Genomic DNA, 25,394 nt, shown 5'->3' with positions numbered 1-25,394 from the left:
CGCTGGCTCAACGCCCGTCGAAGGCCGCCTGCAGGGCAGCGATGTCGAGCTTCTTCATTTCGTGCATGGCGCGCAGGGCGCGCTGCGAAGCCGCCTGGTCGGGCGCGTTCATCAGGCGCTCCCAGTCGCGCGGCGTCACCTGCCACGACAGGCCGTAGCGGTCCGCCAGCCAGCCGCACTGCTGCGCGGCGGGGTCGCCGCCTTCGCCGAGACGGCTCCAGTAATGGTCGATCTCGGCCTGGCTGTCGCAGAGGATCATCAGCGACACGGCGGGGTTGAAGCGGAAATGCGGCCCGCCGTTCAGCGCCAGCATGGCCTGGCCGTCCAGCGTGAAGGACACGGCCATCACCGAGCCGATGGGTTTGCCGTGGTGCTCTTGCCCGGCTTCGCTGTAGTACGAGACGCTCTGGATGCGCGAACCGGGGAAGATGCCGACGTAGAAGTCCGCGGCTTCTTCGGCCTGGGTGTCGAACCACAGGCAGGGCTGGATGCGTGGGGCGAGGCGGGCCATGGGCAGCGACTCCGTTGTCGTGTGGACGATGTTCACATGCTAGGCACTAAAATGAACACTGTCCACATGGAAGACCCCGTGCGGCTGTAAATGTTTGTTCTCATCGGAAGAAGCCATGACCACGGCCCGCAGCTCCACCCCCCGCGCGACCTACCACCACGGGGACCTGCGCGCCGCGCTGGTCGAGGCCGGCCTGGCTCTGGCGCGCGAAGGCGGCCCGCAGGCGGTGGTGCTGCGCGAGGCCACGCGCCGCGCGGGCGTGGCGCCCAATGCGGCGTACCGCCATTTCGCCAGCCACCAGGCGCTGTTCGAGGCCGTACGCGCCGCCACCCTGGGCGCGCTGGCGCGGGCCATCGAGCATGAAATGAAACAGGTCGAGGCCCTGCCCGACCCGGCCGGGCGCGCGCGCGCCATGCTGCTGGCCGTGGGGCGCGGCTACCTGGGCTTCGCGCAGGCGGAGACGGGGTGGTTCCGCACCGCGTTCGCGTTCGGCGCGTTCGACGTCGAGTTGCCGGCGGACCCGGCGCGCACCGCCGAAAAAGGGCTCAACCCCTTCGAGCTGCTGGGCTACGCCCTGGACGCGATGGTGCAGGCCGGCGCGCTGCCCGCGGAGCGCCGGCCCGGCGCCGAGTTCCTGGCCTGGTCGTCGGTGCACGGCATGGCGCTGCTGACCATCGACGGGCCGCTGCGCCGTGCGCCGCCGGCCGTGCGCGCCGCCCTGGGCGCGCGCCTGCTGCGCATGGTCGAGATCGGGCTGTGAGGCGGGCCGGCCCGCCCGGCTTCAGGCCTCGCGGCTCGCCCGCTTGCGCTCGTGCTCCTTCAGGAAGCGCTTGCGCAGCCGGATGCTCTTGGGCGTGATCTCCACGAGCTCGTCGTCCTCGATGAACTCCACGCCGTACTCCAGCGTCAGCTCGATCGGCGGCGTGATCTTGATCGCGTCTTCCTTGCCCGAGACGCGGAAGTTGGTCAGCTGCTTGGTGCGCGTGGCGTTGACCACGAGGTCGTTGTCGCGGCTGTGGATGCCGACGATCATGCCCTCGTAGACCGGGTCGCCGGCGCGCACGAACATGCGGCCGCGGTCGTCCAGCTTGCCGAGCGCGTAGGTGAAGATCTCGCCGTCGTCCATGGAAATCAGCACGCCGTTCTTGCGGCCGCCGATCTCGCCCTTGTGCGGCTCGTAGCCGTCGAAGATGTTGCTGATCAGGCCCGAGCCGCGCGTGAGGTTCAGGAACTCGTTGGAAAAGCCGATCAGCCCGCGTGCCGGGATGCGGTACTCCAGCCGCACGCGGCCGCGGCCGTCCGGCTCCATGTTCACCAGCTCGCCCTTGCGCTCGCCCAGCGCCTGCATCACGCCGCCCTGGTGGCCTTCCTCGATGTCGGCGGTCACCAGCTCGATCGGCTCGCAGCGCTCGCCGTCGATGTCCTTGAACACCACGCGCGGCTTGGAGACGGCCAGCTCGTAGCCTTCGCGGCGCATGTTCTCCAGCAGGATGGTCAGGTGCAGCTCGCCGCGGCCGGAGACCTCGAAGATGCCGTCCTCGTCGGTCTCCTTCACGCGCAGCGCCACGTTGCTCTGCAGCTCCTTCTGCAGCCGATCCCAGATCTGGCGGCTGGTCACGAACTTGCCCTCGCGGCCGGCCAGCGGGCTGGTGTTGACGCAGAAGTTCATGGTCAGCGTGGGCTCGTCGACCTTGAGCATCGGCAGCGGCGCGGGATTCAGCGGATCGGTCACGGTCACGCCGATGCCGATGTCGGCGATGCCATTGATCAGCACGATGTCGCCGGGGCCGGCGGCCTCGGTCTGCACGCGGTCCAGGCCCTGGAACGTCAGCACCTGGTTCACGCGGCCCTTGAAGGCCTTGCCGTCCGGGCCTTCCATGACCTGCACGTCCATGCCGGGCCGGATGGTGCCGGCATTCACGCGGCCCACGCCGATACGGCCGACGAAGGTGGAAAAGTCCAGCGCCGAGATCTGCAGCTGCAGCGGCGCGGCCGCGTCGCCCTGGTGCGCCGGCACGTGCTGCAGCACGGTGTCGAACAGCGGCGCCATGTCGCTGCCCCACTGCTCGTTCGGCTCGCCCTGCTCCAGCGAGCTCCAGCCGTTGATGCCGGAGGCGTAGACCACCGGGAAGTCCAGCTGCTCGTCGGTCGCGCCCAGCTTGTCGAACAGGTCGAACGCGGCGTTGACGACTTTGTCGGGGTTAGCGCCGGGCTTGTCGACCTTGTTCACGACGACGATGGGCTTCAGGCCCAGCGCCAGCGCCTTCTTGGTCACGAAGCGGGTCTGCGGCATCGGGCCTTCCTGCGCGTCGATCAGCAGCAACACGCCGTCGACCATGGACAGCGCGCGCTCGACCTCGCCGCCGAAGTCCGCGTGGCCCGGCGTGTCGACGATGTTGATGTGCGTGTCCTTCCAGCGCACGGCACAGTTCTTGGCCAGGATGGTGATGCCACGCTCGCGTTCGATGGCGTTGCTGTCCATCACGGTGTCGACGACCTTCTCGTGCGCGGCGAAGGTGCCGCTCTGGCGCAGCAGCTGGTCGACCATGGTGGTCTTGCCGTGGTCGACGTGGGCGATGATGGCGATGTTGCGGATCTGTTGGCTCATCTTTGGGTTTCCAGGATCTGTCGGATTTCGGTCGGGCTCAGCAGCCGGGCCGGGATCAGCTCCCCGGCCTTCACGCGTGCGGTGCCCAGCAGGGCATGGGGCTGCGCGCCGAACACGGCCGCGGCCTCGGTATCGGGCCAGTCGCCGCGCCGCCGCATGCCGGACAGGAAGCGGCCGGCCTCCTGTTCGTCCAGGGCGATGCGCGCGTGCGCGGGCAGCAGCGCCTCGCAGGGCAGCAGGCGCGCCAGGCGCTGGTCTTCCGGCAGGGCCTCCAGCGCGGCCAGCGTGGTGCACTGCGCGTCCTCGAACGGGCCGGTGGCCACGCGGCGCAGCGCCACCAGGTGGCCGCCGCAGCCCAGCGCCTCGCCGAGGTCCTCGCCCAGCGTGCGGATGTAAGTGCCCTTGGAGCAGCGCACGCGCAGGCGCAGGAACGGCGCCTCGCCCTGCAGCTGCATTTCCAGCAGCTCCAGGTCGTGGACCATCACGTGGCGCGCCTCGCGCTCCACCGTCTGGCCGCTGCGCGCGTACTCGTAGAGGGCCTTGCCGTCCTTCTTCAGCGCGCTGTGCATCGGCGGCACCTGCGCGATCGGGCCGGTGAAGCGGTCCAGTGCCTCGACCACTTGGCCGGGCGTGCAAGCCACCGGGCGCTCGCGCAACACCGCGCCCTCGGCGTCGGCCGTGGTCGTGGTGCGGCCCAGGCGCACCGTGGTCTCGTAGGTCTTGTCGGCATCCAGGTGCAGCTGGCTAAACTTGGTCGCCGCGCCGAAGCACAGCGGCAGCACGCCGGTGGCCAGCGGGTCCAGCGTGCCGGTGTGGCCGGCCTTCTCGGCGCGCAGCAGCCACTTGGCCTTCTGCAGCGCGTCGTTGCTGGACAGGCCCAGCGGTTTGTCGAGCAGCAACACCCCATGCACGGGGCGCCGCTGCACCCTCGTGCGTGGCGCGTTCACGGGCTACTCGTCCTTGGAGCGCGACGCGACGGCGCGCGCGATCAGCGCGTTCATGTCGGCCGCGCGCTCGGTCGTGCGGTCGAACTGGAAGTGCAGCGTCGGCACCGTGTGGATGTGCAGGCGCTTGAACAAATGGTTGCGCAGGAAGCCGGCCGCCTGGTTCAGCGCGTCCTCGGTCTCCTGCGGGTCGCCGACCAGCACGCTGAAGAACACCTTGGCGTGGGCGTAGTCGGGCGTGACCTCCACGGCCTGCACCGTCACCATGCCGACGCGCGGATCCTTCAGCTCGCGCGCGATCAGCTCCGTCAGGTCGCGCTGGATCTGGTCGGCGACGCGAAGGCCGCGGTTGGGGGTGGAAGACTTCTTGGCCGGCATGGGGTCCTTCGGCTCACAGGTGCAGCGGCAGCCACCAGCGGCCCTGCCGCGGCAGGTAAAGCCCCTGCGGATCGTGCGACATGACCACGCGCATGGCCTGCCCGGTGATGCGGTTCTGGTCGATGAAGCCGATGAAGCGCGAATCGTTGCTGTTGTCGCGGCTGTCGCCCATCACCATCACGTAGCCCTTGGGCACGTGCATCGGCGCGAAGCCGGTGTAGCGGTTGTAGCCGGGCAACTGCGCCACCTCGATGTCGCCGGCAGCGCGGTGTTCGCGCCAGACCTGCTCCTGCAGCACGCCGATCTCGGTCGGCACCGGGCGCGCGGGATCGATCAGCGTGCGCGCCACGGCCTGGCCGTTGACGTGCAGCACGTTGTCGTGCATCGAGACGGTGTCGCCCCCGACGGCGACCACGCGCTTGATGAGGTTGGTGCCATCGGCCGGCGCATCGAAGGTGACGACGTCGCCGGGCTGCGGCTCGGCCCAGCGCGCGAGCTGGTACAGCGTGAACGGCACCCGCAGGCTGTAGGCCAGCTTGTTGACCACGACGCGATCGCCCGCCCACAGCGTGGGGTTCATCGACGACGAGGGCACGTAGTTCCAGTCGGCCACGGCCGAGCGGAACACCAGCATCAGGCCCACGAAGAGCATGAAGCCGCGCTGCTGGCGCCACAGGGTTTTCAGATGGTTCACGGTGTCCCGCCTCCCGCTTCGGCCCGTCAGAGCGTCCGCGCGATCTCCTTGATCTCGAAGATCTCCAGCTGGTCGCCTTCGCGGATGTCGTTGTAGTTGCGCAGCTTGATACCGCACTCGAAGCCCTCGCGCACTTCCTTGACGTCGTCCTTGTGGCGGCGCACCGACTCGACCTCGCCGGTGTAGATGACCACGTTGTCGCGCAGCAGGCGGAAGTGCGCATTGCGGCGCACCTCGCCGTCGAGCACGTAGGAGCCGGCCACGGTGCCGATCTTGGAGGCCACGAACACGGTGCGGATCTCGGCATGGCCGATGACTTCCTCGCGGCGCTCGGGCGCCAGCATGCCGGCCATCGCGGTCTTCAGCTCGTCCACGGCGTCGTAGATGATGCCGTAGTACTTGATGTCCACGCCGTTGCCCTCGGCCAGCTTGCGCGCGCCGACGTCGGCCCGCACGTTGAAGCCGATGACGATGCCCTTGGAGGCGATCGCCAGGTTCACGTCGGATTCGCTGATGCCGCCCACGCCGGCGTAGACCAGCTGCACCTTGACCTCGTCGGTCGACAGCTTGAGCAGCGACTGCGACAGCGCTTCCTGCGAGCCCTGCACGTCCGCCTTGATGATGATCGGCAGCGTCTTGACCTCGCCGGCCGTCATGTCGGAGAACATGTTCTCCAGCTTGGCGGCCTGCTGCTTGGCCAGCTTGGTGTTGCGGAACTTGCCGGCGCGGTAGGTCGCGATCTCGCGGGCGCGGCGCTCGTCGGCCATGACCATGAACTCGTCGCCGGCCTGCGGCACGTCGTTCAGGCCCTGGATCTCCACCGGGATCGAGGGGCCGGCCTCCTTGGTCGGGCGGCCGTCCTCGTCCAGCATCGCGCGCACGCGGCCCGAGGTCGAGCCGGCCAGCACCACGTCGCCGATCTTCAGCGTGCCGGACTGCACCAGCACCGTCGCCACCGGGCCGCGGCCCTTGTCGAGTTGCGCCTCGATGACCAGGCCCTTGGCCGCGGCATCCACCGGCGCCTTCAGCTCCAGCACCTCGGCCTGCAGCAGCACCTGCTCCAGCAGGTCGTCGATGCCCTGGCCGGTCTTGGCCGAGACGGCGACGAACGGCGAGTCGCCGCCGAACTCCTCGGGCACGACTTCCTCGGCCACCAGTTCGCTGCGCACGCGGTCCAGGTTGGCCTCGGGCTTGTCGATCTTGTTGACCGCCACCACGATCGGCACCTTGGCCGCCTTGGCGTGCTTGATGGCTTCCTTGGTCTGCGGCATCACGCCGTCATCGGCGGCCACGACCAGGATCACGATGTCCGTGGCCTGGGCGCCACGGGCGCGCATGGCCGTGAAGGCCTCGTGGCCCGGCGTGTCCAGGAAGGTGACGGTGCCGCGCGGCGTGTCGACGTGGTAGGCGCCGATGTGCTGCGTGATGCCGCCGGCCTCGCCGGCCGCGACCTTGGTGCTGCGGATGCGGTCCAGCAGCGAGGTCTTGCCGTGGTCGACGTGGCCCATGACGGTGACCACGGGTGCGCGCGGCAGGGCCTCGGCGGCCTGGGCCTGCACTTCCTCGTCGGTGAAGGCTTCCGGATCGTCCAGCGCCGCGATGACGGCCTTGTGGCCCAGTTCCTCGACCACGATCATGGCCGTGTCCTGGTCCAGCGGCTGGTTGATGGTGACCATCTGGCCCAGCTTCATCAGTTGCTTGATGACCTCGGACGCCTTGATCGACATCTTGTGCGCCAGCTCCGCGACCGTGATGGTCTCGGGCACGTGCACCTCGATCACGCGCTGCTCGGCCGGCGCGGCATGCGCCAGCTCGTCGCGGTGGTCGCCCCGGTCGCGGCGCCCGCCGCGCGGGCCGCTGCGCCAGTTGCCGCGGCCCACGCCGCCGCTGGAATCGCCGCGCGTCGGGATCGCCTTCTTCTTGGACGGATCGCCGGCCCAGGCCGAGGAGGTCTTGGCGGCCTTGATCTCCTTGCCGGCGCCGGCCGGTGCCGGCGCGCCGGGGCGCGCCGCCGCGCCGCCGGCGGCCGGCTTGTGCAGCGTGCCCTTGACGCCCGGCTTGGGCGCCTCGGCCGGCTTGGCGACCGGCTTGGGCTCTTCCTTCTTGGCGACCAGCACCTTCTTGGGCGCAGCCATCATCGAGCGGATCGCCGCGGCCTCGGCCTCGGCCTTGCGGCGCGCCTCGGCCAGCGCACGGGCGCGCGCGGCTTCTTCGTCGGCGCGCGCCTTGGATTCGGCGGCGGCCTTCTCGCGCTGGGCCGCCTCGGCTTCGGCCTTGGCCTTCGCCTTGGCTTCGGCTTCCGCCTTGGCCCTGGCCTCGGCTTCGACCTTGGCCCGGGCGTTGTCGCCGTGCGCCTGGCGCGCGGCATTCAGCGCATCGGCCTGGGCCTGGGCCTGCTCGGCGCTCCTGCTGCGCATGGTCTCGGCTGCCGCGACGGCCGCGGCAGCCGCCGCCGCTTCGCGGGCGGCCTGCTCGGCCGCCTCGCGCTCGCGACGCTCCTGCTCCGCCAGCTCGCGGCGTTCCTGTTCCTCGCGCTGGCGGCGCTGCGCGGCCAGTTCCTCTTCCTGGCGGCGCAGGGCCTCGGCCTGCTGGCGCGCCTCTTCCTCGCGGCGGGCCAACTCGGCCTCCTCCGCGAGGCGGGCCGCGTGCGCGGCCTGCTCGGCGGCGACGTCGCTTTCGGACATGTCGTCGCGCTTGACGAAGGTGCGCTTCTTGCGCACCTCGACCTGGATCGTGCGGGCGCGGCCGGAGGCATCGGCCTGCTTGATCTCGGTGGTCTGCTTCTTGACCAGCGTGATCTTCTTGCGCTCGCCGGCCGTGCCGTGACTGGCCTGCAGGTAGCTCAGCAGCTTCTGCTTGTCGGCCTCGGACAGGGTGTCGGTCGAGGAGTTCTTGGCCACGCCGGCTCCCTTGAGCTGTTCAAGCAGGGTCTCGGCGGGCTTCTTCAGTTCGGAGGCGAATTCAGCGACGGTGGTGGTGGACATGTGTTGCGCAACCTTTCATGGCCATTACTCGTGAGAGGCGGCATCGCTGCCGGCGAACCAGTGCTCGCGTGCCTTCATGATCAGGGCCGTGGCCTCGTCCGCGGACTGGCCGGTCATTTCCGTGAGTTCATCGACGGCCAGGTCGGCCAGGTCGTCGCGGGTATTCACCCCATTCGCATGGAGCTTGTCGATCATCTCGGCCGACAGGCCTTCGAGGTCGCGCAGGTCCTGCGACACCTCGCCGCCGCCCTCTTCCTTGGCGATCTCCATGGTCAGCAGCGCATCCTTGGCGCGGGCGCGCAGCTCGGTGACGGTTTCCTCGTCGAAGCTTTCGATCTCCAGCATCTCCTGCAGCGGCACGTAGGCCACTTCCTCCAGGCTGGTGAAGCCCTCGGCGATCAGGATGTCGGCGATCTCCTCGTCCACGTCGAGCTTTTCCATGAACAGCCGGCGGCTCTTGTCGGTCTCCTCGGCCTGCTTCTGCGCCGATTCCGCCGCGTCCATGATGTTGATCTTCCAGCCCGTCAGCTCGGAGGCCAGGCGCACGTTCTGGCCGCCGCGGCCGATCGCGATGGCCAGGTTCTCCTCGTCGACGACCACGTCCATCGCGTGGCGCTCCTCGTCCACGACGATGGAGGAGACGTTGGCCGGCGCCAGCGCGCCGATCACGAACTGGGCCGGGTCCTCGCTCCACAGCACGATGTCCACGCGCTCGCCGGCCAACTCGTTGGTGACCGCGTTCACGCGGGTGCCGCGCACGCCGACGCAGGTGCCGATCGGGTCGACGCGCTTGTCGTGCGAGACCACGGCGATCTTGGCACGCGAGCCCGGGTCGCGCGCGCAGGACTTGATCTCCAGCAGGCCCTGCTCGATCTCCGGCACCTCCTGGCGGAACAGCTCGACCATGTAGGCCGGCGAGGAGCGCGACAGGATGATCGGCGCGCCGCGCAGCGTCAGGTCGACCTCCATGATCATCGCGCGCACGCGGTCGCCGGTGCGCAGGTTCTCCTTGGGGATCATCTCGCCGCGGCGCAGCCGGCCCTCGACGCGGCCGCTCTCGACGATGATGTCGCCCTTGTCCATGCGCTTGACGGTGCCGACGAAGATCTTGTCGCCGCGGCTCATGAAGTCGTTCAGCAGCATCTCGCGCTCGGCGTCGCGGATCTTCTGCAGGATGACCTGCTTGGCGGCCATGGCGCCGATGCGGCCGATCGGCACGGACTCGACCGGCTTCTCGATGTAGTCGCCCTCCTCGATGTCGGGGATGTCCTCCTTGACGTCGGAGTACAGCTCCTCGGCATCGGGGTTCTGCAGGCCGGCCGCGTCGGGCACCACCAGCCAGCGGCGGAAGGTTTCGTACTCGCCGCTGTCGCGGTCCATGGCGACGCGGATGTCCACCTCGCCCTGGTAGAGCTTCTTGGTCGCCTGGGCCAGCGCGGCCTCGACCGCGCCGAACACGACGTCGCGCTCGACGTTCTTCTCGCGCGAGATCGCATCGACCAGCATCAGCATTTCGCGGTTCATGTCAGGCATCTCCTGCAGTCTTCATTCATCCTTCGGCGGGCGCGGCGCCGCCGCGGCCCTTGAAATTCACCACCGGCGCCAGGCGCGCCTCGCGCAGCTCGTCCAGCGCAAAGCCCAACACGTGCACGGGCACTTCCTCGGCCTTCTTCCTGCGGCCCGGCTTCTGGCCGGGCTTGGGCGCCGGCGGCTCGTCGCTCCACAGCAGCTGCCACGGCGCGGCGGCACCGGCCTCGGCGCGCTCCAGCCGGCCGCGGAACTTCTTGCGGTTGGCCGCCACCTGGCCGCCGGCCGCGGCGCCCAGCGGGGCCTTCAGCGTCACATCCACCAGCGCGCCGACGAAGCGCTCGAAATCGGCCTCGGTGCGCAGCGGGCGGTCGATGCCGGGCGAGGACACCTCCAGCCGGCGGTACTCGATGCCCTCGACCTCGAGCGCGAACTGCAGCTGGCGCGTGACCTTCTCGCAGTCCTCGACGGTGACGAACTGCTCGGCGGCCCCGGGCGTCCAGGGATGGTCGATCGTGATGCGCAACAAGCCCCCTGCGGAGCGTTCGATCTCCACCAGTTCGTACCCCAGACCTTGCACGGTCCTGGCCGTCAGCTCCTGCAATGCCACGTGTCCTTCACCCTCGGGAAAACGCGACCAAAAAAAAAGGGCCGGTAGTTACCCGCCCAGTTGGTCGTGAAACGTGGATTCTAGCGCAAATTGTAGGAAATTCGCCAGCCGTTCAGGCGGTCGCGGCAGCGACCAGCGCGCGGGTGTAGGCGTGGCGCGGCGCGCCCAGCACCTGGACGGCGGGGCCGGATTCGACGACCGCGCCGTCCTTCATGACGATCACCGCATGCGCCATCGCCCGCACCACGTCCACGTCGTGCGTGATCAGCAGGTAGGCCAGGCCGCGGGCGCGCTGCAGCCGCTGCAGCAGTTCCAGCACCTGCTTCTGGATCGTCACGTCCAGCGCGCTGGTGGGCTCGTCCAGCACCAGCAGCCGCGGCTGGACGATCAGCGCGCGGGCGACCGCGATGCGCTGGCGCTGGCCGCCAGAGAACTCGTGCGGGTAGCGCTGCAGCAGGCCCGGGAAGCGCTCGGCGGTCATGCCGACGTCGGCCAGCGCCTGGCGCACGCGCGTGCCGCGCTCGGCCAGCGGCAGCTCGGGCGCATGCACGCGCAGGCCCTCGCCGACGATCTCCTCGATCGTCATGCGCGGCGACAGCGAGGAAAACGGGTCCTGGAACACCACCTGCACGGCGCGGCGCAGCGCCAGGTCGGCGCGCCGGCCGCGGCCCCAGGCGCCGTCGGCCACGCCCAGCCGCCCTTCGGACGGCAGCAGCCCCAGCGCCGCCAGCGCCAGCGTGGACTTGCCGGAGCCCGATTCGCCGATCACGCCCAGCGTGCGGCCCGGCGGCACCGCGAAGTCCACGCCCTTGACGGCCTCGTAGCGGCCCTTGCGGAACCAGCCGGCCAGGCCGGGCAGCGCGACCGGGTAGCTCACGCGCAGCTGCTCCACCTGCAGCACCGGCGCGCCCTCGGCGGGCGTCTCGGCCACGTCGCGCCGCGGCCGGCTGTCGATCAGCCGCCGGGTGTAGGCATGGCGCGGCTGGCCGAAGATCGGCTCCACGCCGCCCTGCTCCACGACGTGGCCGGCCTCCATGACGGCCACGCGGTCGGCGAAGCGGCGCACCAGGTTCAGGTCGTGGGTGATCAGCAGCACGGCCATGCCGTTCCTGCGCTGCAGGTCCGACAGCAGGTCCAGGATCTGGCCACGCAGCGACACGTCCAGCGCCGTGGTCGGCTCGTCGGCCAGCAGCAGCGCCGGCTTGCAGGCCAGCGCCATGGCGATCATCGCGCGCTGGCGCTGGCCGCCGGAGAGCTGGTGCGGGTAGGCGGCGGCGCGCCGTTCCGGCTCGGAAATGCCGGTGCCGCCCAGCAGGCGGACGGCCTCGCGCCAGGCCTCGCCGCGCAGCAGCGCCTGCTTGAGCTGCAGCACCTCGGCGATCTGCTCGCCGACCGTGTACAGCGGGTTCAGCGCGGTCATCGGCTCCTGGAAGATCACCGCGATCTCCTGGCCGCGGATGGCGCGCAGCTCGCGCTCGGGCAGCCGCGCCAGATCGACCCAGCCGCCGCGGCTCTGGAACAGCGCGCGCCCGGACACGCCGGCCTGCGGCAGCAGGCGCAGCAGGCTCAGCGCCGTCACGGTCTTGCCCGAGCCCGATTCGCCGACCAGCGCCAGCTTCTCGCCCGGCGCAAGCTGCAGGTCCACGCCGTGCACCACGTCGTGGCCGCCGAAGGCCACGCGCAGCTGTTGGACGTCGAGCAGCAGCGGCCGGCTCATCGGTCGGCCTTGCGCGGGTCCAGCGCGTCGCGCAGCGCATCGCCCATGAAGGTCAGCAGCAGCAGCGTCACCACCAGCACGCCGAAGGTGGAGATCGAGATCCACCAGGCGTCGATGTTGGCCTTGCCCTGGCTCAGCAGCTCGCCCAGCGAGGGCGTGCCCGGCGGCACGCCCAGGCCCAGGAAATCCAGCGAGGTCAGCGCCAGGATGGCCGCGCTCATGCGGAACGGCAGGAAGGTGACGACCGGCACCATGGAATTGGGCAGGATGTGCCGCCACATGATCGCCAGGTCGGACACGCCCAGCGCGCGCGCGGCGCGCACGTAGTCCATCTGCCGGTTGCGCAGGAACTCCGCGCGCACGTAGTCCGACAGCCCCATCCAGCCGAACAGCGACAGCAGCGCCAGCAGCAGCGCCACGCTGGGGGCGAAGATCGCGCTGAAGATGATCAGCAGGTACAGCTCGGGCATGGAGCCCCAGAGCTCGATGAAGCGCTGGAACGCCAGGTCGGTCCTGCCGCCGAAGTAGCCCTGGATGGCGCCGGTCACGATGCCCAGCACCACGCCGATGGCGGTGAGCGCCAGCGCGAACAGCACGCTGACGCGAAAGCCGTAGACCAGCTGGGCCAGCAGGTCGCGGCCGCGGTCGTCGGTGCCGAACAGGTTCTCGCGCGAGGGCGCGGCCGGATTGGGCTGGCTGGCGAAGTAGTTCAGCGTGCGCGGGCCGTAGGGGTTGGGCGCGTAGACGGCCCAGTTGCCGCCGGTGGTGATGCGCGCGCGGATGAACGGGTCCAGGTAGTCGGCCGGCGTGTCGAAGTCGCCGCCGAACGTCGTCTCCGGATAGTCGCGCCAGACCGGGAAATAGGTCTGGCCCTCGTAGCGCACGACCAGCGGCCGGTCGGTGGACAGCACCTCGGCGCACAGGCTCAGCACGACCAGCGTGCAGAAGACCACCAGGCTCCAGAAGCCCAGCCGGTTGCGGCGGAAGCGCTGCCAGGCGCGCCGGCCGGGCGAGAGATGCGCCGGTTCGACCGCCGAGGCCGGCCCGGTCGCCGTGGTGATGGCGGCGCTGCTAGTCAAATTTCACCCGTGGATCCACCAGGACATAGCTGAGGTCGCTGAGCAGCTTGGTCACCAGGCCGATCAGCGTGAACAGGTACAGCGTGCCGAGCACCACCGGGTAGTCGCGCCGGATCACGCTCTCGTAGCTCAGCAGGCCCAGGCCGTCGAGCGAGAACAGCGTCTCGATCAGCAGCGAGCCGGCGAAGAAGGCGCCGACGAAGGCCGCCGGAAAGCCGGTGATGATGGGGATCAGCGCGTTGCGGAACACGTGCTTCCACAGCACGCGGCGTTCGTCCAGGCCCTTGGCGCGCGCCGTCAGCACGTACTGCTTGCGGATCTCCTCCAGGAACGAGTTCTTGGTCAGCATGGCGGTCACGGCGAAGCTGCCCAGCACCATGGCCGTGACCGGCAGCGCGATGTGCCACAGGTAGTCCACGATGCGCGCGCCCCAGCTCAGCTGCTCCCAGTTCGCCGAGGTCAGCCCGCGCAGCGGAAACCACTGCAGCTGCCCGCCGAAGATCACCAGCAGCGCCACGCCGAGCACGAAGCCCGGGATCGCATAGCCCACCAGCACGATCAGCGTGGTCACGAAGTCGAAGCGCGAGCCCGCGCGCACGGCCTTGGCCACGCCCAGCGGCACGGCGATGAGGTAGCTGATGAAGAAGGTCCACAGGCCCAGGCTGACGGAGACCGGCAGCTTCTCGACGATCAGCGCGCTGACGCTCTTGTTCTGCATGAAGCTCTTGCCCAGGTCGAACCGCGCGTACTGCCCCAGCATCTGGACGAAGCGCTCCGAGGCCGGCTTGTCGAAACCGTAGAGCGCCTTGATCTCCGCGATCTGCTGCTGGTCCAGCGCCCGCCCGCCGGCGCCGCCGGCCGCGCGGGCCTCCTTGTCGGTCAGCTGCGCGAGCAACTGCTCGGCGGGCCCGCCGGGCACGAACTGGATGATGGCGAAGTTCAGCAGCAGCACGCCGAACAGCGTCGGCAGCATCAGCAGCACGCGTCGTGCGATGTAGGCGACCATGTCGTTCCCGCTGCCTCGTCAGTTCGGCTCCAGCCACCACATGGTCAGCAGCCAGGAGCCCGCCAGCAGCCGCTGCGGCAGCGCCGGCTCGGGATGGCGCAGCCGCGGCTTGTGGGCCATGAAGTACTGCCTGCCGTAGTACATGGGCACCACGTAGTGCTGGTGGAGCAGGAAGCGGTCCAGCAGCCGCGTGGCGGCGGCCAGCGTTTGCCGGTCCGGGCTCGACACGATGAGCTCGATCAGCTCGTCCACCACCACGTCGCTGATGCCGCTCAGGTTCTGGCTGCCGTGCTCCTGCGCCGACTTCGACCCGAAGTCGTCGTACAGCTCGTTGCCCGGGCTGGACGAGCCGCCGAGGATGTTGATCGCCATGTCGAACGCGAACTCGTCCTGGCGCTTCTTGATCAGGCTCGGGTCGCGCAGCCGGATCCGCAGCTCGATGCCCAGCTTGGCCAGGTTGCGCACGTAGCTGCTCAGCACGCCTTCCGAGGCGCGGTCGGGCAGGTCCATTTCGATCACGAACGCCTCGCCGGCGGCGTTGCGCAGCGCCCCGTCGCGGAAGGTCCAGCCGGCCTCGCGCAGCAGCGCCTGCGCCTGCACCAGCTGGGCCCGCAGGCCCGCCGCCGTGTCGCCGGTGGCGGCCGGACGCGGCAGGGCGCCCTGCGTCATCGCCTCGTAGCGTTCGCGGTGCGGCAGGCGCGCCAGCAAGGCGCGCTCCTGCTCGCTCATGGCTGGCTGCGCCATCAGGTCGTCGCTGTTCTGGAAATAGCTCTGCGTGCGCGCACGCCGGCCGTAGAACAGGTGCTGGTTCATCCAGTCGAAGTCGAACGCCAGCGCCAGCGCCTGCCGCACCCGCACGTCGGCGAAGCGCGGCTGGCGCAGGTTCGGCACCAGCCCCTGCATGCCGGTGAAGCGCCGGTGCGCGATTTCCTCCTTGACCAGTTCGCCCGACTCGAAGCGCCTACCCCTGTAGCGGCGCACCCAGGCACTGATCGACGCCTCCTCCAGCGCATCCAGGGCGCCGGCCTTGAGCGACTCTTCCTCGCCGACACGGTCCTTGAAGTACTCGTAGTCGACCCGGCCGAAATTGAACATGCCCTTGCGGCTCGGCAGGTCCCGGGCCCAGTAGTCCTCGCGCAGCCGGTAGGAGATGCGGCGCCCGAACGCCACCTGGTCGATCACGTACGGGCCGCTGGCGATCGGCGCCTCGGAGACGACCTGGTCGAACGGCTTGCCCTCGCCCCAGCGCCGCGAGAACACCGGCAGCTGGCCGAGGATCATGTGCAGCTCCGAGTTGCGCCGCTTGAAGTCGAAGCGGATGGTCCGCTCGTCGACGACGACGGCGCCCTTCACGTCGGACCAGTACGAGCGGAAGGTCGGCGCCGCCTGCTTGCTCATCAGCGTGTCGAACGAATGCTTGACGTCCGCGGCCAGCACCGGCGCGCCGTCCGAGAAGCGCGCCGCCGGGTTCAGGCGAAAGGTCACGCTCAGGCCGTCGGCCGCCAGCGCGATGTCCTGCGCCAGCAGGCCGTAGGCCGTGAACGGCTCGTCCTCGCTGTGCGTCATCAGCGAGTCGAACAGCAGGCCGTATTCGGCGAACACGAAGCCGTTCGCCGAATAGCCCATGCCCGCGGGCGGGCGGCCGCGCAGCGTGAACGGGTTCAGCTTGTCGAAGCTGCCGCTGGCCGACAGCGTGATCGCGCCCCCCTTGGGCGCGTCCGGGTTGACGTAGTCGAAGTGCGCGAACGTCGGCGGGTACTTGGGCTCGTAGCCCATGCCCACGGCGTACACGGCCCATGCGGGAGCCGCGCGAAACACCGACAGCACGAGCAACAGGAGCAGCCAAACCCGCATGCGACAATTCTGCATCAATCCCCTTGCGCGCCCGGGCGAACCCTGAACGAACGCGCCCGGGAGCGCTGTGCCCCCCGCAACCCGAACGAGAACCGACGACATGGGATTCCTCACTGGCAAGAAGCTGCTGATCACCGGCGTGCTGTCCAACCGATCCATCGCCTACGGCATCGCCAAGGCCTGCCACGAACAGGGTGCGGAGCTGGCCTTCAGCTACGTGGGCGAGCGCTTCAAGGACCGCATCACCGAGTTCGCGGCCGAGTTCGGTTCCACCCTGGTGTTCGACTGCGACGTGGGCGACGACGCGCAGATCGACCGGCTCTTCGCCGACCTGGCGCAGACCTGGCCCAAGTTCGACGGCTTCGTGCACAGCATCGGCTTCGCGCCGCGCGAGGCCATCGCCGGCGACTTCCTCGAAGGCCTGTCGCGCGAGGCGTTCAAGATCGCGCACGACATCAGCGCCTACAGCTTCCCGGCCATGGCCAAGGCGGCCTTGCCCTACCTCGGCGACAAGTCCGCGCTGCTGACGCTGACCTACCTGGGCGCCGTGCGCACCGTGCCGAACTACAACACCATGGGCCTGGCCAAGGCCAGCCTGGAAGCCTCGGTGCGCTACCTGGCCGGCTCGCTGGGCCCCCGCGGCATCCGCGTGAACGGCATCAGCGCCGGCCCGATCAAGACGCTGGCCGCCAGCGGCATCAAGGGCTTCGGCAAGCTGCTGCCGGCCGTAGCCGCCGTCTCGCCGATCCGCCGCAACGTGACCATCGAGGACGTGGGCAACGTGGCGGCCTTCCTGCTGTCGGACCTGGCCGGCGGCGTCACGGCCGAGATCACCTATGTGGACGGCGGCTTCAGCCAGGTGGTCGGCGGGCTCGACGAATAGCCTGCGGCGCGCGCTGCTGCTGGCAACGCTGGCGGCGGCCCTGCCCGCCGTTGCCGCGCCGCCGCGGCTGATGCTGGCCAACGTCTACCGCCGCGGCATGCCGTTGGCCGGCTACTGGGTCAGCGAGAAATACGACGGCGTGCGCGGCTACTGGGACGGCCGCCAGCTGTTCACCCGCGGCGGCGAACGCATCACCGCGCCGGACTGGTTCACGGCGCCGCTGCCGGCGCTCCCGATGGACGGCGAACTCTGGGCCGGCCGCGGCCGCTTCGAGCAGGCGCTGTCCACGGTGCGCGGCCAGCGGCCCGTGGACGGGGCCTGGCGTGCGATGCGCTTCATGGTGTTCGACCTGCCGGCCGAGCCCGGCGACTTCGACGCGCGGCTGGCCCGCCTGCGCCGGCTGCTGCCGGTCGCCGGCGCGCCCTGGGCCGTGCCCGTGCCACAGCACCGCGCCACCACGCACGCCGCGCTGCAGGCCGAGCTGGACCGCGTCGTGCGTGCTGGCGGCGAAGGCCTGATGCTGCACCTGGGCAGCGCGCCCTACCGCAGCGAACGCAGCGACGACCTGCTGAAATTCAAGCCCCACGACGACGCCGAGGCCCGCGTGATCGCGCTGCTGCCCGGCCGCGGCCGGCACGCCGGCCGCCTGGGCGCCCTGCTGGTGGAAACGGGCGAAGGCCGGCGTTTCCGGCTCGGCACCGGCTTCACCGACGCCCAGCGCGCCGACCCGCCACCCGTCGGCAGCCTGGTCACCTACCGCTACGACGGCCTGAACGCCAGCGGCCTGCCACGCCACGCGCGCTTTTTGCGCGTGCGCGGGGACGCCGATCAGATCGTGCGGCCGTAGGGCCCGTTGCTGCCGACCTGGATCACGTCCTCGGCGCGCGTGACCTTCTGCGATTCGGGCATGGGGGCGCCCTCGGCCACGCAGTCGGCGTAGTAGTGCACCTTGCCGTGCTCGTCCTCGATCTCCACCAGGCCGTGGATGTCGGTCTCGAAGCCCGGGCACAGCAGGTTGAACTCGCGCGAGAACTTCAGGTAGTCCACGATCTTCTTGTTGAAGACCTCGCCCGGGATCAGCAGCGGGATGCCCGGCGGGTACGGCGTGACCAGGCTGGTGGTGATGCGCCCTTCCAACTCGTCGATCGGCACCCGCTGGGTCTTGCGGTGGGCAATGTGGGCGTAGGCGTCGCTGGGCTTCATGGCCGGCTGCAGGTCCGACAGGTACATCTCCGTCGTCAGCCGCGCGACGTCGTACCGGGCGTAGAGCTGGTGCACGTGCTGGCACAGGTCGCGCAGGCCCATGCGCTCGTAGCGGCGGTGCTGCTGGCAGAACTCCGGCAGGATGCGCCACATCGGCTGGTTCTTCGCGTAGTCGTCCTTGAACTGCTGCAGCGCCGCCAGCAGCGTGTTCCACCGGCCCTTGGTGATGCCGATCGTGAACATGATGAAGAAGCTGTACAGCCCGGTCTTCTCCACGATGATCCCGTGCTCGGCCAGGAACTTGGTGACGATGCTGGCCGGGATGCCCTCGGCCGCGAAGTTGCCGTCCAGGTCCAGCCCCGGCGTGACCACGGTGGACTTGATCGGGTCCAGCATGTTGAAGCCGTCGGCCAGTTCGCCGAAGCCGTGCCACTGCGCGGCCCGCGCCTCGCCCTTGATGATCCAGTCGTCGGCGCGGCCGATGCCTTCCTCGACCAGGCGCTCGGGCCCCCAGACCTTGAACCACCATTCGCCGTCGCCGAACTCCTGCTCGACCTTGCGCATCGCACGGCGGAAGTCCAGCGCCTCCAGGATGCTCTCTTCCACCAGCGCCTTGCCGCCGGGCGGCTCCATCATCGCCGCGGCCACGTCGCAGCTGGCGATGATGGCGTACTGCGGGCTGGTCGAGGTGTGCATCAGGAACGCCTCGTTGAACAGGTGGCGGTCCAGCTTGCGGTGCTGCGAGTCCTGCACCAGCACGTGGCTGGCCTGGCTGATGCCGGCCAGCAGCTTGTGCGTGGACTGCGTGGCGAACACCAGCGACTCCTTGGGCCGCGCGCGGCGCTTGCCCATGGCGTGGTAGGCGCCGTAGAACGGGTGGAAGGCGGCGTGCGGCAGCCAGGCCTCGTCGAAGTGCAGCGTGTCCACGTAGCCGTCCAGCATGCGCTTGATGGTCTCGGTGTTGTAGAGCACGCCGTCGTAGGTGGACTGCGTGACCGTCATCACGCGCGGCTTGACCGTGTCCGCGTCCACGCCCCGCAGCAGCGGGTTGGCGCGGATCTTCTCCCGGATCGCGTCGGGCGAGAACTCCTGCTCGGGGATCGGGCCGATGATGCCGTAGTGGTTGCGCGTCGGCTTCAGGAACACCGGGATGGCGCCGGTCATGATGATCGCGTGCAGGATGGACTTGTGGCAGTTGCGGTCCACCACCACCACGTCGCCCGGCGCCACGGTGTGGTGCCAGACCATCTTGTTCGAGGTCGAGGTCCCGTTGGTCACGAAGAAGCAGTGGTCGGCGTTGAAGATGCGCGCCGCGTTGCGCTCGCTCTCGGCCACCGGGCCGGTGTGGTCCAGCAGCTGGCCCAGCTCCTCCACCGCGTTGCACACGTCCGCGCGCAGCATGTTCTCGCCGAAGAACTGGTGGAACATCTGGCCGACCGGGCTCTTGAGGAAGGCCACGCCGCCCGAGTGGCCGGGGCAGTGCCAGGAGTACGAGCCGTCCTCGGCATAGTCCAGCAGCGCCTTGAAGAACGGCGGCTGCACGCCCTCCAGGTAGCTCTTGGCCTCGCGGATGATGTGGCGCGCCACGAACTCCGGCGTGTCCTCGAACATGTGTATGAAGCCATGCAGCTCGCGCAGGATGTCGTTGGGCATGTGCCGCGAGGTCTTGGTCTCCCCGTACACGTAGATCGGCACGTCCAGGTTCTTGCGCCGCACCTCCTCGATGAACTTGCGCAGGTTCAGCACCGCGGGGTCCAGGTCCGGGCCGGCGCCGAACTCCTCGTCGTCGATCGACAGGATGAAGGCGCTGGCGCGGCTTTGCTGCTGCGCGAACTGCGACAGGTCGCCGTAGCTGGTGACGCCCAGCACCTCGAAGCCCTCGCTCTCGATCGCCTGGGCCAGCGCGCGGATGCCCAGGCCGGAGGTGTTCTCCGAACGGTAGTCCTCGTCGATGATGACGATGGGAAAGCGGAATTTCATGGGCGGCTCCGGGCCTGGGGAAATGCGAAGGCGCGAAGTGTAAGGACAATGTATTTCCGTCCGAAGGCGGGCTGCGGCATTTGTCCCACAATGCGGCGCTGATCCAATGAAGGAGGCCTTCCATGGGCATCGCCGATTCGACCGTCTGGTGGCTGCTGGCCGGCGCCTGCGTGGTGGCCGAGATGCTGACCGGCACGTTCTACCTGCTGATGCTGGCGCTGGGCTTCGCGGCCGCCGCGCTGGCCAGCTACCTGGCGATCGGCATGAGCGCGCAGGTGGCCACGGCGGCCATCGTCGGCGGCGGCGCCGTGGCCCTCTGGTACGCGGTGCGCAGCGCGCGCGGCCGCAGGAAGCACGCCGAGGCCGACCCCGCCCTGAACCTGGACATCGGCGAGACGCTGACGGTAGACCACTGGGCGCCGGACGGCACGGCCTCCGTACACTACCGCGGCGCGCGCTGGACCGTGGTGCCGCACGGCCGGCAGCCGCCGGTGGCCGGGCTGCACCGCGTGGTCGGCGTGGTCGGCAACCGGCTCGTGGTGGACAAGGCCTGAACAGGAGATTCGTGGATGGAAGTCGCTCTCGTACTGCTGGTCATCGCGGCAGTCTTCATTTCGCAGTCGATCAGGGTCGTGCCGCAGCAGAACGCCTGGGTGGTGGAGCGGCTGGGCAAGTACCACAGCACGCTGTCGCCGGGCCTGAATTTCCTGATCCCGTTCATCGACAAGGTGGCCTACAAGCACAACCTGAAGGAAATCCCGCTGGACGTGCCCAGCCAGGTCTGCATCACGCGCGACAACACGCAGCTGCAGGTCGACGGCATCCTGTACTTCCAGGTCACGGACCCGATGCGCGCGAGCTACGGCTCGTCCAACTACGTGGTCGCCGTCACGCAGTTGGCCCAGACCTCGCTGCGCAGCGTGATCGGCAAGCTCGAGCTCGACAAGACCTTCGAGGAGCGCGACATCATCAACGCCCAGGTCGTCGCCGCCATCGACGAGGCGGCGCTGAACTGGGGCGTGAAGGTGCTGCGCTACGAGATCAAGGACCTGACGCCGCCGGCCGAGATCCTGCGCGCGATGCAGGCGCAGATCACGGCCGAGCGCGAGAAGCGCGCGCTGATCGCCGCGTCCGAGGGCCGGCGCCAGGAGCAGATCAACATCGCCACCGGCGAGCGCGAGGCGTTCATCGCGCGCTCCGAAGGCGAGAAGCAGGCCGCCATCAACCAGGCCCAGGGCGAGGCGGCGGCCATCACGGCCGTGGCCGACGCCACGGCCCAGGCCATCGAGCGCGTGGCCGCGGCGGTCCGCCAGCCCGGCGGCAGCGAGGCCGTTCAGCTGAAGGTGGCCGAGAGCGCCGTCGGCGCCTACAGCAAGGTCGCCGCCGACGCGACCACCACGCTGATCGTGCCGAGCAACATGACCGACGTGGCCGCGCTGATCGGCTCGGCCATGCAGATGGTCCGCGCGCAGCCGCCCAAGCCGTGAAAACCTACGAACGAACCACCCGCACCGCAAGGCCGCCCATGAGCACCCGTTCGCAGCGTCGTCTCCGCACCCGGGGCCTCGCCCTGCGAGCCGCAGAACGCCGGGCCGCGTGCGGGTGTTGCAGTCCCCGCCCTGGCACCCGCCAGGGCGGCGGCCTGCGCCGACGCCTGTGGCCCGGCGCACCCCGTCGTCGGCGCGATCGGTTCGTTCACCGCTTCTGAGCCGGGCCATGGAACACAACGTACTGGGTTCCGAACTGGTGCCGTGCTCCTACGACCCGCTGACCGGCTACTTTCGCGACGGCTGCTGCAACACCGACGCGACCGACCTGGGCGCGCACGTGGTCTGCGCGCGCATGACCGCCGAGTTCCTGGAGTTCTCCAGGCGCCGCGGCAACGACCTGAGCACGCCGCGCCCCGAGCTGCGTTTTCCCGGCCTCAAGCCCGGCGACCGCTGGTGCCTGTGCGCTGCCCGCTGGAAGGAGGCGCACGAAGCCGGCTGCGCGCCCTGGGTGGTGCTGGAGTCCACGCACATCGGCGCGCTGGAATTCGTGCTGCTGGAAGACCTGCAGCGCCACGCCTGGCCGCAGCGGAGTCCCTCGAATTGACTGCTACAATCGCGGGCTTCCCACGGAGCGGTGGATGAGTGGTTTAAGTCGCACGCCTGGAAAGCGTGTGTGGGTTAATAGCCCACCGCGGGTTCGAATCCCGCCTGCTCCGCCAAGATTCGATCGCATGGGACCCATGCAGTCCCGAACGATCACGTGAAGCCCTGCTCTGCAGGGCTTTTTCGTTTCATGGCGTCCGTTCAAAGAGGCCTTGGGCTTGCTGGCCAAGGCGGTCGACCGGACACGAGCGACCTCGCGGCCCGCTGCCACACCTTCCCCGGATCGAACCTTCGCCGGTCAGCCAGCGAAAGCGAACGCGGCATGCCGCTGGCGGCCTCGGTCGCGCAGCATGTACGTCCTGCGGACCACAACGCATTCCGGTTCGCCTGGGTTTCCTGATCCGGTCAGCCCGATGCCTGCCTCGCAGGGGCGTGCGTCAAGCAATTCGGAGCGGTCCAGTTGTCCCGATCGCGCGTGGGCAACACTGTGGACAACCCTATGACAATCTTCCGGACGCGTTGCCAGATGCGGGTTGCGGCCACGGTGCCTACCGAATAGGCAGGAACGCCGAACGCAGGAGTCCGACGCTCCGTGCCTGAAAACGGTGACGGCCCGGACGCCGGGCCGTCCACGATGCCGACGCACATTTCTCGTGCGGAGCCGGGACGGACACGGGAGACCGATCCGGCCCGAAAGCCCGGGCCGGCGCGCGGACTATTCGCAGCGCGCGCGGATCTCGGGCGGAATCGGCAGCGCACACAGCCGGCCGTCGGGCCGCTTGCCGCCGAAGATGCGCACGTCCTCCGCTTCCAGGATCAGCGTCTCGCCCTCGGGGTCGTGGCGCGTCACGCGGTAGCCCTGCACGAAGCTCTTCTCGCGCCACTCGCGCACGGCGACGGCGATGTGCAGCGTGTCGCCGTAGCTGGCGGTGCGGACGAAGCGGGCCTTGGTGTCCACCAGCGGCGTGCCGATCACGCCCAGGGTCGCGGCCGTCTCTTCCCAGCGCGGCACGCCGCATGCGGCGAAGAAGTGGCGCGAGGCCGCGTCGAGCCAGCCGAAGAAGTTCGGGTACCAGACGATGCCGGCCGGGTTGCAGTCGCCGAACTCGACGCGGACGTCGTAGGTGATGGTCTTGTTGCTCATGCCCGGATTGTCCCCCGGCCCCCCGGAGAGCACGGCGTTCAGTCGATGCGCTCGAAGACGATGTCCTGCGCACCTTCCCACAGCACCTTCACGCCCAGCGCGCGCAGGTTTTCCTTGCCTTCGACGACGGTGAGGAAGTGGTTGCCCGCGAGCTGGCCCAGCTTGCTGGCGAAGCTGCAGGCGCCGTAGGCCATGATGATCTCGGTCTCGCTGTAGCCGCCGGGGTAGAACAGGATGTCGCCGACCGACGGGTGGCTGGTGTGGTTCTCGAAGCCCACCGGCTGGCCGCCGAGTTCGAGTTTCCACTCGCCCAGCGGCACCCAGCAGCCCTCCCCGCTCCAGCGCACGTGGATGATCTTCTGCCGGTAGGGCAGCAGCGACAGGAAGGCTTCGACGGTCCGGGGGGCATCGGGATGCGTCTCGGCGATGAAGGTGTGGCCGGCGGCCTGGATGCGGATGCGGGTCATGGGTCGGTTCAATCCAGCAGTTGGCTGAGGAAAAGGCGGGTGCGCTCGTGGCGCGGGTTGCCGAAGAATTCCTGCGGTGGCGCTTCCTCGACGATGCAGCCGCGGTCCATGAAGATGACGCGGTTGGACACTTGGCGCGCGAAGTTCATCTCGTGCGTGACCGACAGCATGGTCATGCCGTCCTCGGCCAGCGACACCATCGTGTCGAGCACTTCCTTGACCATCTCGGGGTCGAGCGCGGAGGTGGGCTCGTCGAACAGCATCACCTTCGGGCCCATGCACAGCGCGCGGGCGATGGCCACGCGCTGCTGCTGGCCGCCCGAGAGTTCGGACGGGTACTTGTGCGCCTGCTCGGGGATGCGCACGCGCTCCAGGTAGGCCATCGCCACGTCCTTCGCTTCCCTGGGCGTGTACTTCTTGCTCCACACCGGCGCCAGCGTGCAGTTCTCCAGGATGGTCAGGTGCGGGAACAGGTTGAAGTGCTGGAACACCATGCCCACGTCGCGCCGCACCGCATCGATGCGCCGCATGTCGTTGGTGAGCTCCACGCGGTTGACCACGATCTGGCCTTCCTGGTGCTCTTCCAGCCGGTTGATGCAGCGCAGCAGCGTCGACTTGCCCGAGCCCGACGGGCCGCAGATCACGATGCGTTCGCCGCGCCGCACTTCGAGGTCGATGTCCTTGAGCACCTGGAAGTCGCCGTACCACTTCTGCACGCCGACCATGCGGATGACGAGTTCGGCTCTTCCGTCCGCTGCGTCGACCCGGGAAGCGGAAAGGGAGGCGGAAAGAGATGCGGTCATGGGCAGGCTCCGCGGTTTCAGGTGGAAGAGGATGCGCGCAGGCCCAGCTCGGCCACGATGCGGCGCGCCGCGGCATGGCCCGCGGCATCGAGCGGCAGCCGCGGCGGGCGCGGGTCGCCCACGGGCAGGCCCATGGCCGCCAGAAGGGCCTTGGTGCCGGCCACGTAGGACTGGCCGGCCACGAAGTCGATCATCGGGAAATGGCGGAAGGCGATCTCGCGCGCGTCGGCGAAGCGGCCGGCCTGCACGAGGTCGTGGATGCGCGCCATCTCGCGCGGCGCACCATTGGAGGGCACGGCCGCCCAGCCGACGGCGCCTTCGACATAGGACTCGTAGCCCATGATGCCGCCGAACACGTGCATGCGTCCGTCGGTCAGGCGCACGATGTCGCGCACGCGCGTCACCTCCAGCGTCGATTCCTTGATGTAGCGGCAGTTGTCGATCTCCGACAGCTTCGCCACGAGCGGCGGACGCAGGTCGATGTTGGTCACCGCCGGGTTGTTGTAGACCATGATCGGAATGCCGATCGCATCGGAGATCGCGCGGTAGTGCGCCAGCACCTCGGCATCGGTGGGCGTGCAGTAGAACGGCGGCAGCACCATCACGCCGTCGGCGCCCAGCGCCTCGGCCTGGCGGCTGCGGCGGACGGCCACGCGCGTGTCCTCGGCCGTCGTGCCGATGAGCACCGGCACCCGGCCCGCCGCGCGGCGGATCACGGTGGCCGCCACCTGCTCGAACTCCTCGTCGCCGAGCGAGAGGAACTCGCCAGTCGAGCCCAGCGGAATCAGGCCGTGGATGCCGGACTCGATCTGCCAGTCCACATAGCGTTCGAGGGTGGACAGGTCGACCGCGCCTTCGGCATCGAAGGGCGTGACCATGATGGTGTAGGTGCCGCGGAAGGTCTTCATT

23 protein-coding genes and 1 tRNA gene are annotated in these 25,394 nt (G+C 69.4%); 7 read left to right on the top strand and 17 right to left on the bottom strand.

Annotated elements, in window-relative coordinates; genetic code table 11:
• Window positions 1-7: 7 nt before the first annotated feature.
• Window positions 8-511: a VOC family protein gene (locus QM782_RS19930; RefSeq protein ID WP_415204620.1), complete on the bottom strand. Its 504-nt coding sequence runs from the start codon at window positions 509-511 to the stop codon at window positions 8-10.
• A gap of 115 nt (window positions 512-626) precedes the next feature.
• On the opposite strand from QM782_RS19930, the gene QM782_RS19925 reads away from it, so the two are divergent.
• Window positions 627-1,271, top strand: coding sequence for a TetR/AcrR family transcriptional regulator (locus tag QM782_RS19925; protein ID WP_415204619.1), 645 nt, complete (start codon window positions 627-629; stop codon window positions 1,269-1,271).
• A 21-nt stretch (window positions 1,272-1,292) separates the two neighbouring features.
• On the opposite strand, the gene typA is transcribed toward QM782_RS19925, so the two are convergent.
• From typA to QM782_RS19870, 11 genes are all read right to left on the bottom strand, one after another.
• A complete protein-coding gene (gene typA / locus QM782_RS19920) occupies window positions 1,293-3,119 on the bottom strand; it encodes a translational GTPase TypA (RefSeq protein ID WP_415204618.1) in 1,827 nt (608 codons plus the stop codon).
• On the bottom strand, window positions 3,116-4,066 hold the full coding sequence (gene truB / locus QM782_RS19915) for a tRNA pseudouridine(55) synthase TruB (RefSeq protein ID WP_415204617.1): 951 nt from the start codon (window positions 4,064-4,066) through the stop codon (window positions 3,116-3,118). Before truB ends, typA begins: the two co-directional genes overlap by 4 nt.
• A 3-nt stretch (window positions 4,067-4,069) precedes the next feature.
• Window positions 4,070-4,441, bottom strand: coding sequence for a 30S ribosome-binding factor RbfA (gene rbfA, locus QM782_RS19910; protein WP_415204616.1), 372 nt, complete (start codon window positions 4,439-4,441; stop codon window positions 4,070-4,072).
• Window positions 4,442-4,454: 13 nt separating this feature from the next.
• Window positions 4,455-5,135, bottom strand: a complete 681-nt coding sequence (gene lepB / locus QM782_RS19905) for a signal peptidase I (RefSeq protein ID WP_415204615.1) — start codon at window positions 5,133-5,135, stop codon at window positions 4,455-4,457.
• Between the two features lie 26 nt (window positions 5,136-5,161).
• Window positions 5,162-8,119 (bottom strand): translation initiation factor IF-2, encoded by a 2,958-nt coding sequence (gene infB / locus QM782_RS19900; protein ID WP_415204614.1) that lies wholly within the window; start codon window positions 8,117-8,119, stop codon window positions 5,162-5,164.
• 24 nt (window positions 8,120-8,143) lie between these two features.
• Window positions 8,144-9,643 (bottom strand): transcription termination factor NusA, encoded by a 1,500-nt coding sequence (nusA, locus tag QM782_RS19895; RefSeq protein WP_415204613.1) that lies wholly within the window; start codon window positions 9,641-9,643, stop codon window positions 8,144-8,146.
• Between the two features lie 25 nt (window positions 9,644-9,668).
• Entirely contained in the window at window positions 9,669-10,256 is a 588-nt protein-coding gene (gene rimP, locus QM782_RS19890; RefSeq protein ID WP_415204612.1) for a ribosome maturation factor RimP, read from the bottom strand.
• A 112-nt stretch (window positions 10,257-10,368) separates the two neighbouring features.
• Complete coding sequence (locus tag QM782_RS19885; RefSeq protein WP_415204611.1) at window positions 10,369-11,973, bottom strand: ABC transporter ATP-binding protein; 1,605 nt, start codon at window positions 11,971-11,973, stop codon at window positions 10,369-10,371.
• Entirely contained in the window at window positions 11,970-13,034 is a 1,065-nt protein-coding gene (locus QM782_RS19880) for an ABC transporter permease (protein WP_415205695.1), read from the bottom strand. The genes QM782_RS19885 and QM782_RS19880 overlap by 4 nt, the downstream gene beginning before the upstream one ends.
• A gap of 10 nt (window positions 13,035-13,044) precedes the next feature.
• Complete coding sequence (locus QM782_RS19875) at window positions 13,045-14,058, bottom strand: microcin C ABC transporter permease YejB (RefSeq protein ID WP_415204610.1); 1,014 nt, start codon at window positions 14,056-14,058, stop codon at window positions 13,045-13,047.
• A gap of 18 nt (window positions 14,059-14,076) precedes the next feature.
• Window positions 14,077-15,912: an extracellular solute-binding protein gene (locus tag QM782_RS19870; RefSeq protein ID WP_415204609.1), complete on the bottom strand. Its 1,836-nt coding sequence runs from the start codon at window positions 15,910-15,912 to the stop codon at window positions 14,077-14,079.
• A 100-nt stretch (window positions 15,913-16,012) separates the two neighbouring features.
• On the opposite strand from QM782_RS19870, the gene fabI reads away from it, so the two are divergent.
• Both fabI and QM782_RS19860 read left to right on the top strand, forming a co-directional pair.
• A complete protein-coding gene (gene fabI / locus QM782_RS19865) occupies window positions 16,013-16,795 on the top strand; it encodes an enoyl-ACP reductase FabI (protein ID WP_415204608.1) in 783 nt (260 codons plus the stop codon).
• Window positions 16,749-17,642 (top strand): DNA ligase, encoded by an 894-nt coding sequence (locus tag QM782_RS19860; RefSeq protein ID WP_415204607.1) that lies wholly within the window; start codon window positions 16,749-16,751, stop codon window positions 17,640-17,642. The genes fabI and QM782_RS19860 overlap by 47 nt, the downstream gene beginning before the upstream one ends.
• Here the strand turns inward: QM782_RS19860 and QM782_RS19855 are convergent.
• Window positions 17,624-19,978, bottom strand: coding sequence for an Orn/Lys/Arg decarboxylase N-terminal domain-containing protein (locus tag QM782_RS19855; RefSeq protein ID WP_415204606.1), 2,355 nt, complete (start codon window positions 19,976-19,978; stop codon window positions 17,624-17,626). The genes QM782_RS19860 and QM782_RS19855 overlap by 19 nt on opposite strands.
• A 122-nt stretch (window positions 19,979-20,100) precedes the next feature.
• On the opposite strand from QM782_RS19855, the gene QM782_RS19850 reads away from it, so the two are divergent.
• The 4 genes from QM782_RS19850 (at window position 20,101) to QM782_RS19835 (ending at window position 22,187) form a co-directional block, all read left to right on the top strand.
• Window positions 20,101-20,532, top strand: coding sequence for an NfeD family protein (locus tag QM782_RS19850; protein WP_415204605.1), 432 nt, complete (start codon window positions 20,101-20,103; stop codon window positions 20,530-20,532).
• Between the two features lie 15 nt (window positions 20,533-20,547).
• Window positions 20,548-21,465, top strand: coding sequence for an SPFH domain-containing protein (locus QM782_RS19845; protein ID WP_415204604.1), 918 nt, complete (start codon window positions 20,548-20,550; stop codon window positions 21,463-21,465).
• A 229-nt stretch (window positions 21,466-21,694) separates the two neighbouring features.
• Complete coding sequence (locus QM782_RS19840) at window positions 21,695-22,072, top strand: DUF2237 family protein (protein WP_415204603.1); 378 nt, start codon at window positions 21,695-21,697, stop codon at window positions 22,070-22,072.
• A 24-nt stretch (window positions 22,073-22,096) separates the two neighbouring features.
• Window positions 22,097-22,187 (top strand) — tRNA-Ser (locus QM782_RS19835).
• A gap of 599 nt (window positions 22,188-22,786) precedes the next feature.
• Here the strand turns inward: QM782_RS19835 and QM782_RS19830 are convergent.
• The 4 genes from QM782_RS19830 to QM782_RS19815 form a co-directional block, all read right to left on the bottom strand.
• A complete protein-coding gene (locus tag QM782_RS19830; protein WP_415204602.1) occupies window positions 22,787-23,215 on the bottom strand; it encodes an acyl-CoA thioesterase in 429 nt (142 codons plus the stop codon).
• 38 nt (window positions 23,216-23,253) lie between these two features.
• Window positions 23,254-23,682, bottom strand: coding sequence for a DUF3830 family protein (locus tag QM782_RS19825; RefSeq protein ID WP_415204601.1), 429 nt, complete (start codon window positions 23,680-23,682; stop codon window positions 23,254-23,256).
• Between the two features lie 8 nt (window positions 23,683-23,690).
• Window positions 23,691-24,407, bottom strand: a complete 717-nt coding sequence (locus QM782_RS19820) for an amino acid ABC transporter ATP-binding protein (protein ID WP_415205694.1) — start codon at window positions 24,405-24,407, stop codon at window positions 23,691-23,693.
• Between the two features lie 95 nt (window positions 24,408-24,502).
• A complete protein-coding gene (locus tag QM782_RS19815) occupies window positions 24,503-25,393 on the bottom strand; it encodes a dihydrodipicolinate synthase family protein (protein ID WP_415204600.1) in 891 nt (296 codons plus the stop codon).
• Between the last annotated feature and the right edge of the window lies 1 nt (window position 25,394).

Source organism: Pseudorhodoferax sp., from assembly GCF_047601025.1.
Classification (GTDB): Bacteria; Pseudomonadota; Gammaproteobacteria; order Burkholderiales; family Burkholderiaceae_C; genus Pseudorhodoferax.
Note: the sequence above shows the minus strand (reverse complement) of the source record. Positions and strands in the feature narration are given on the sequence as shown.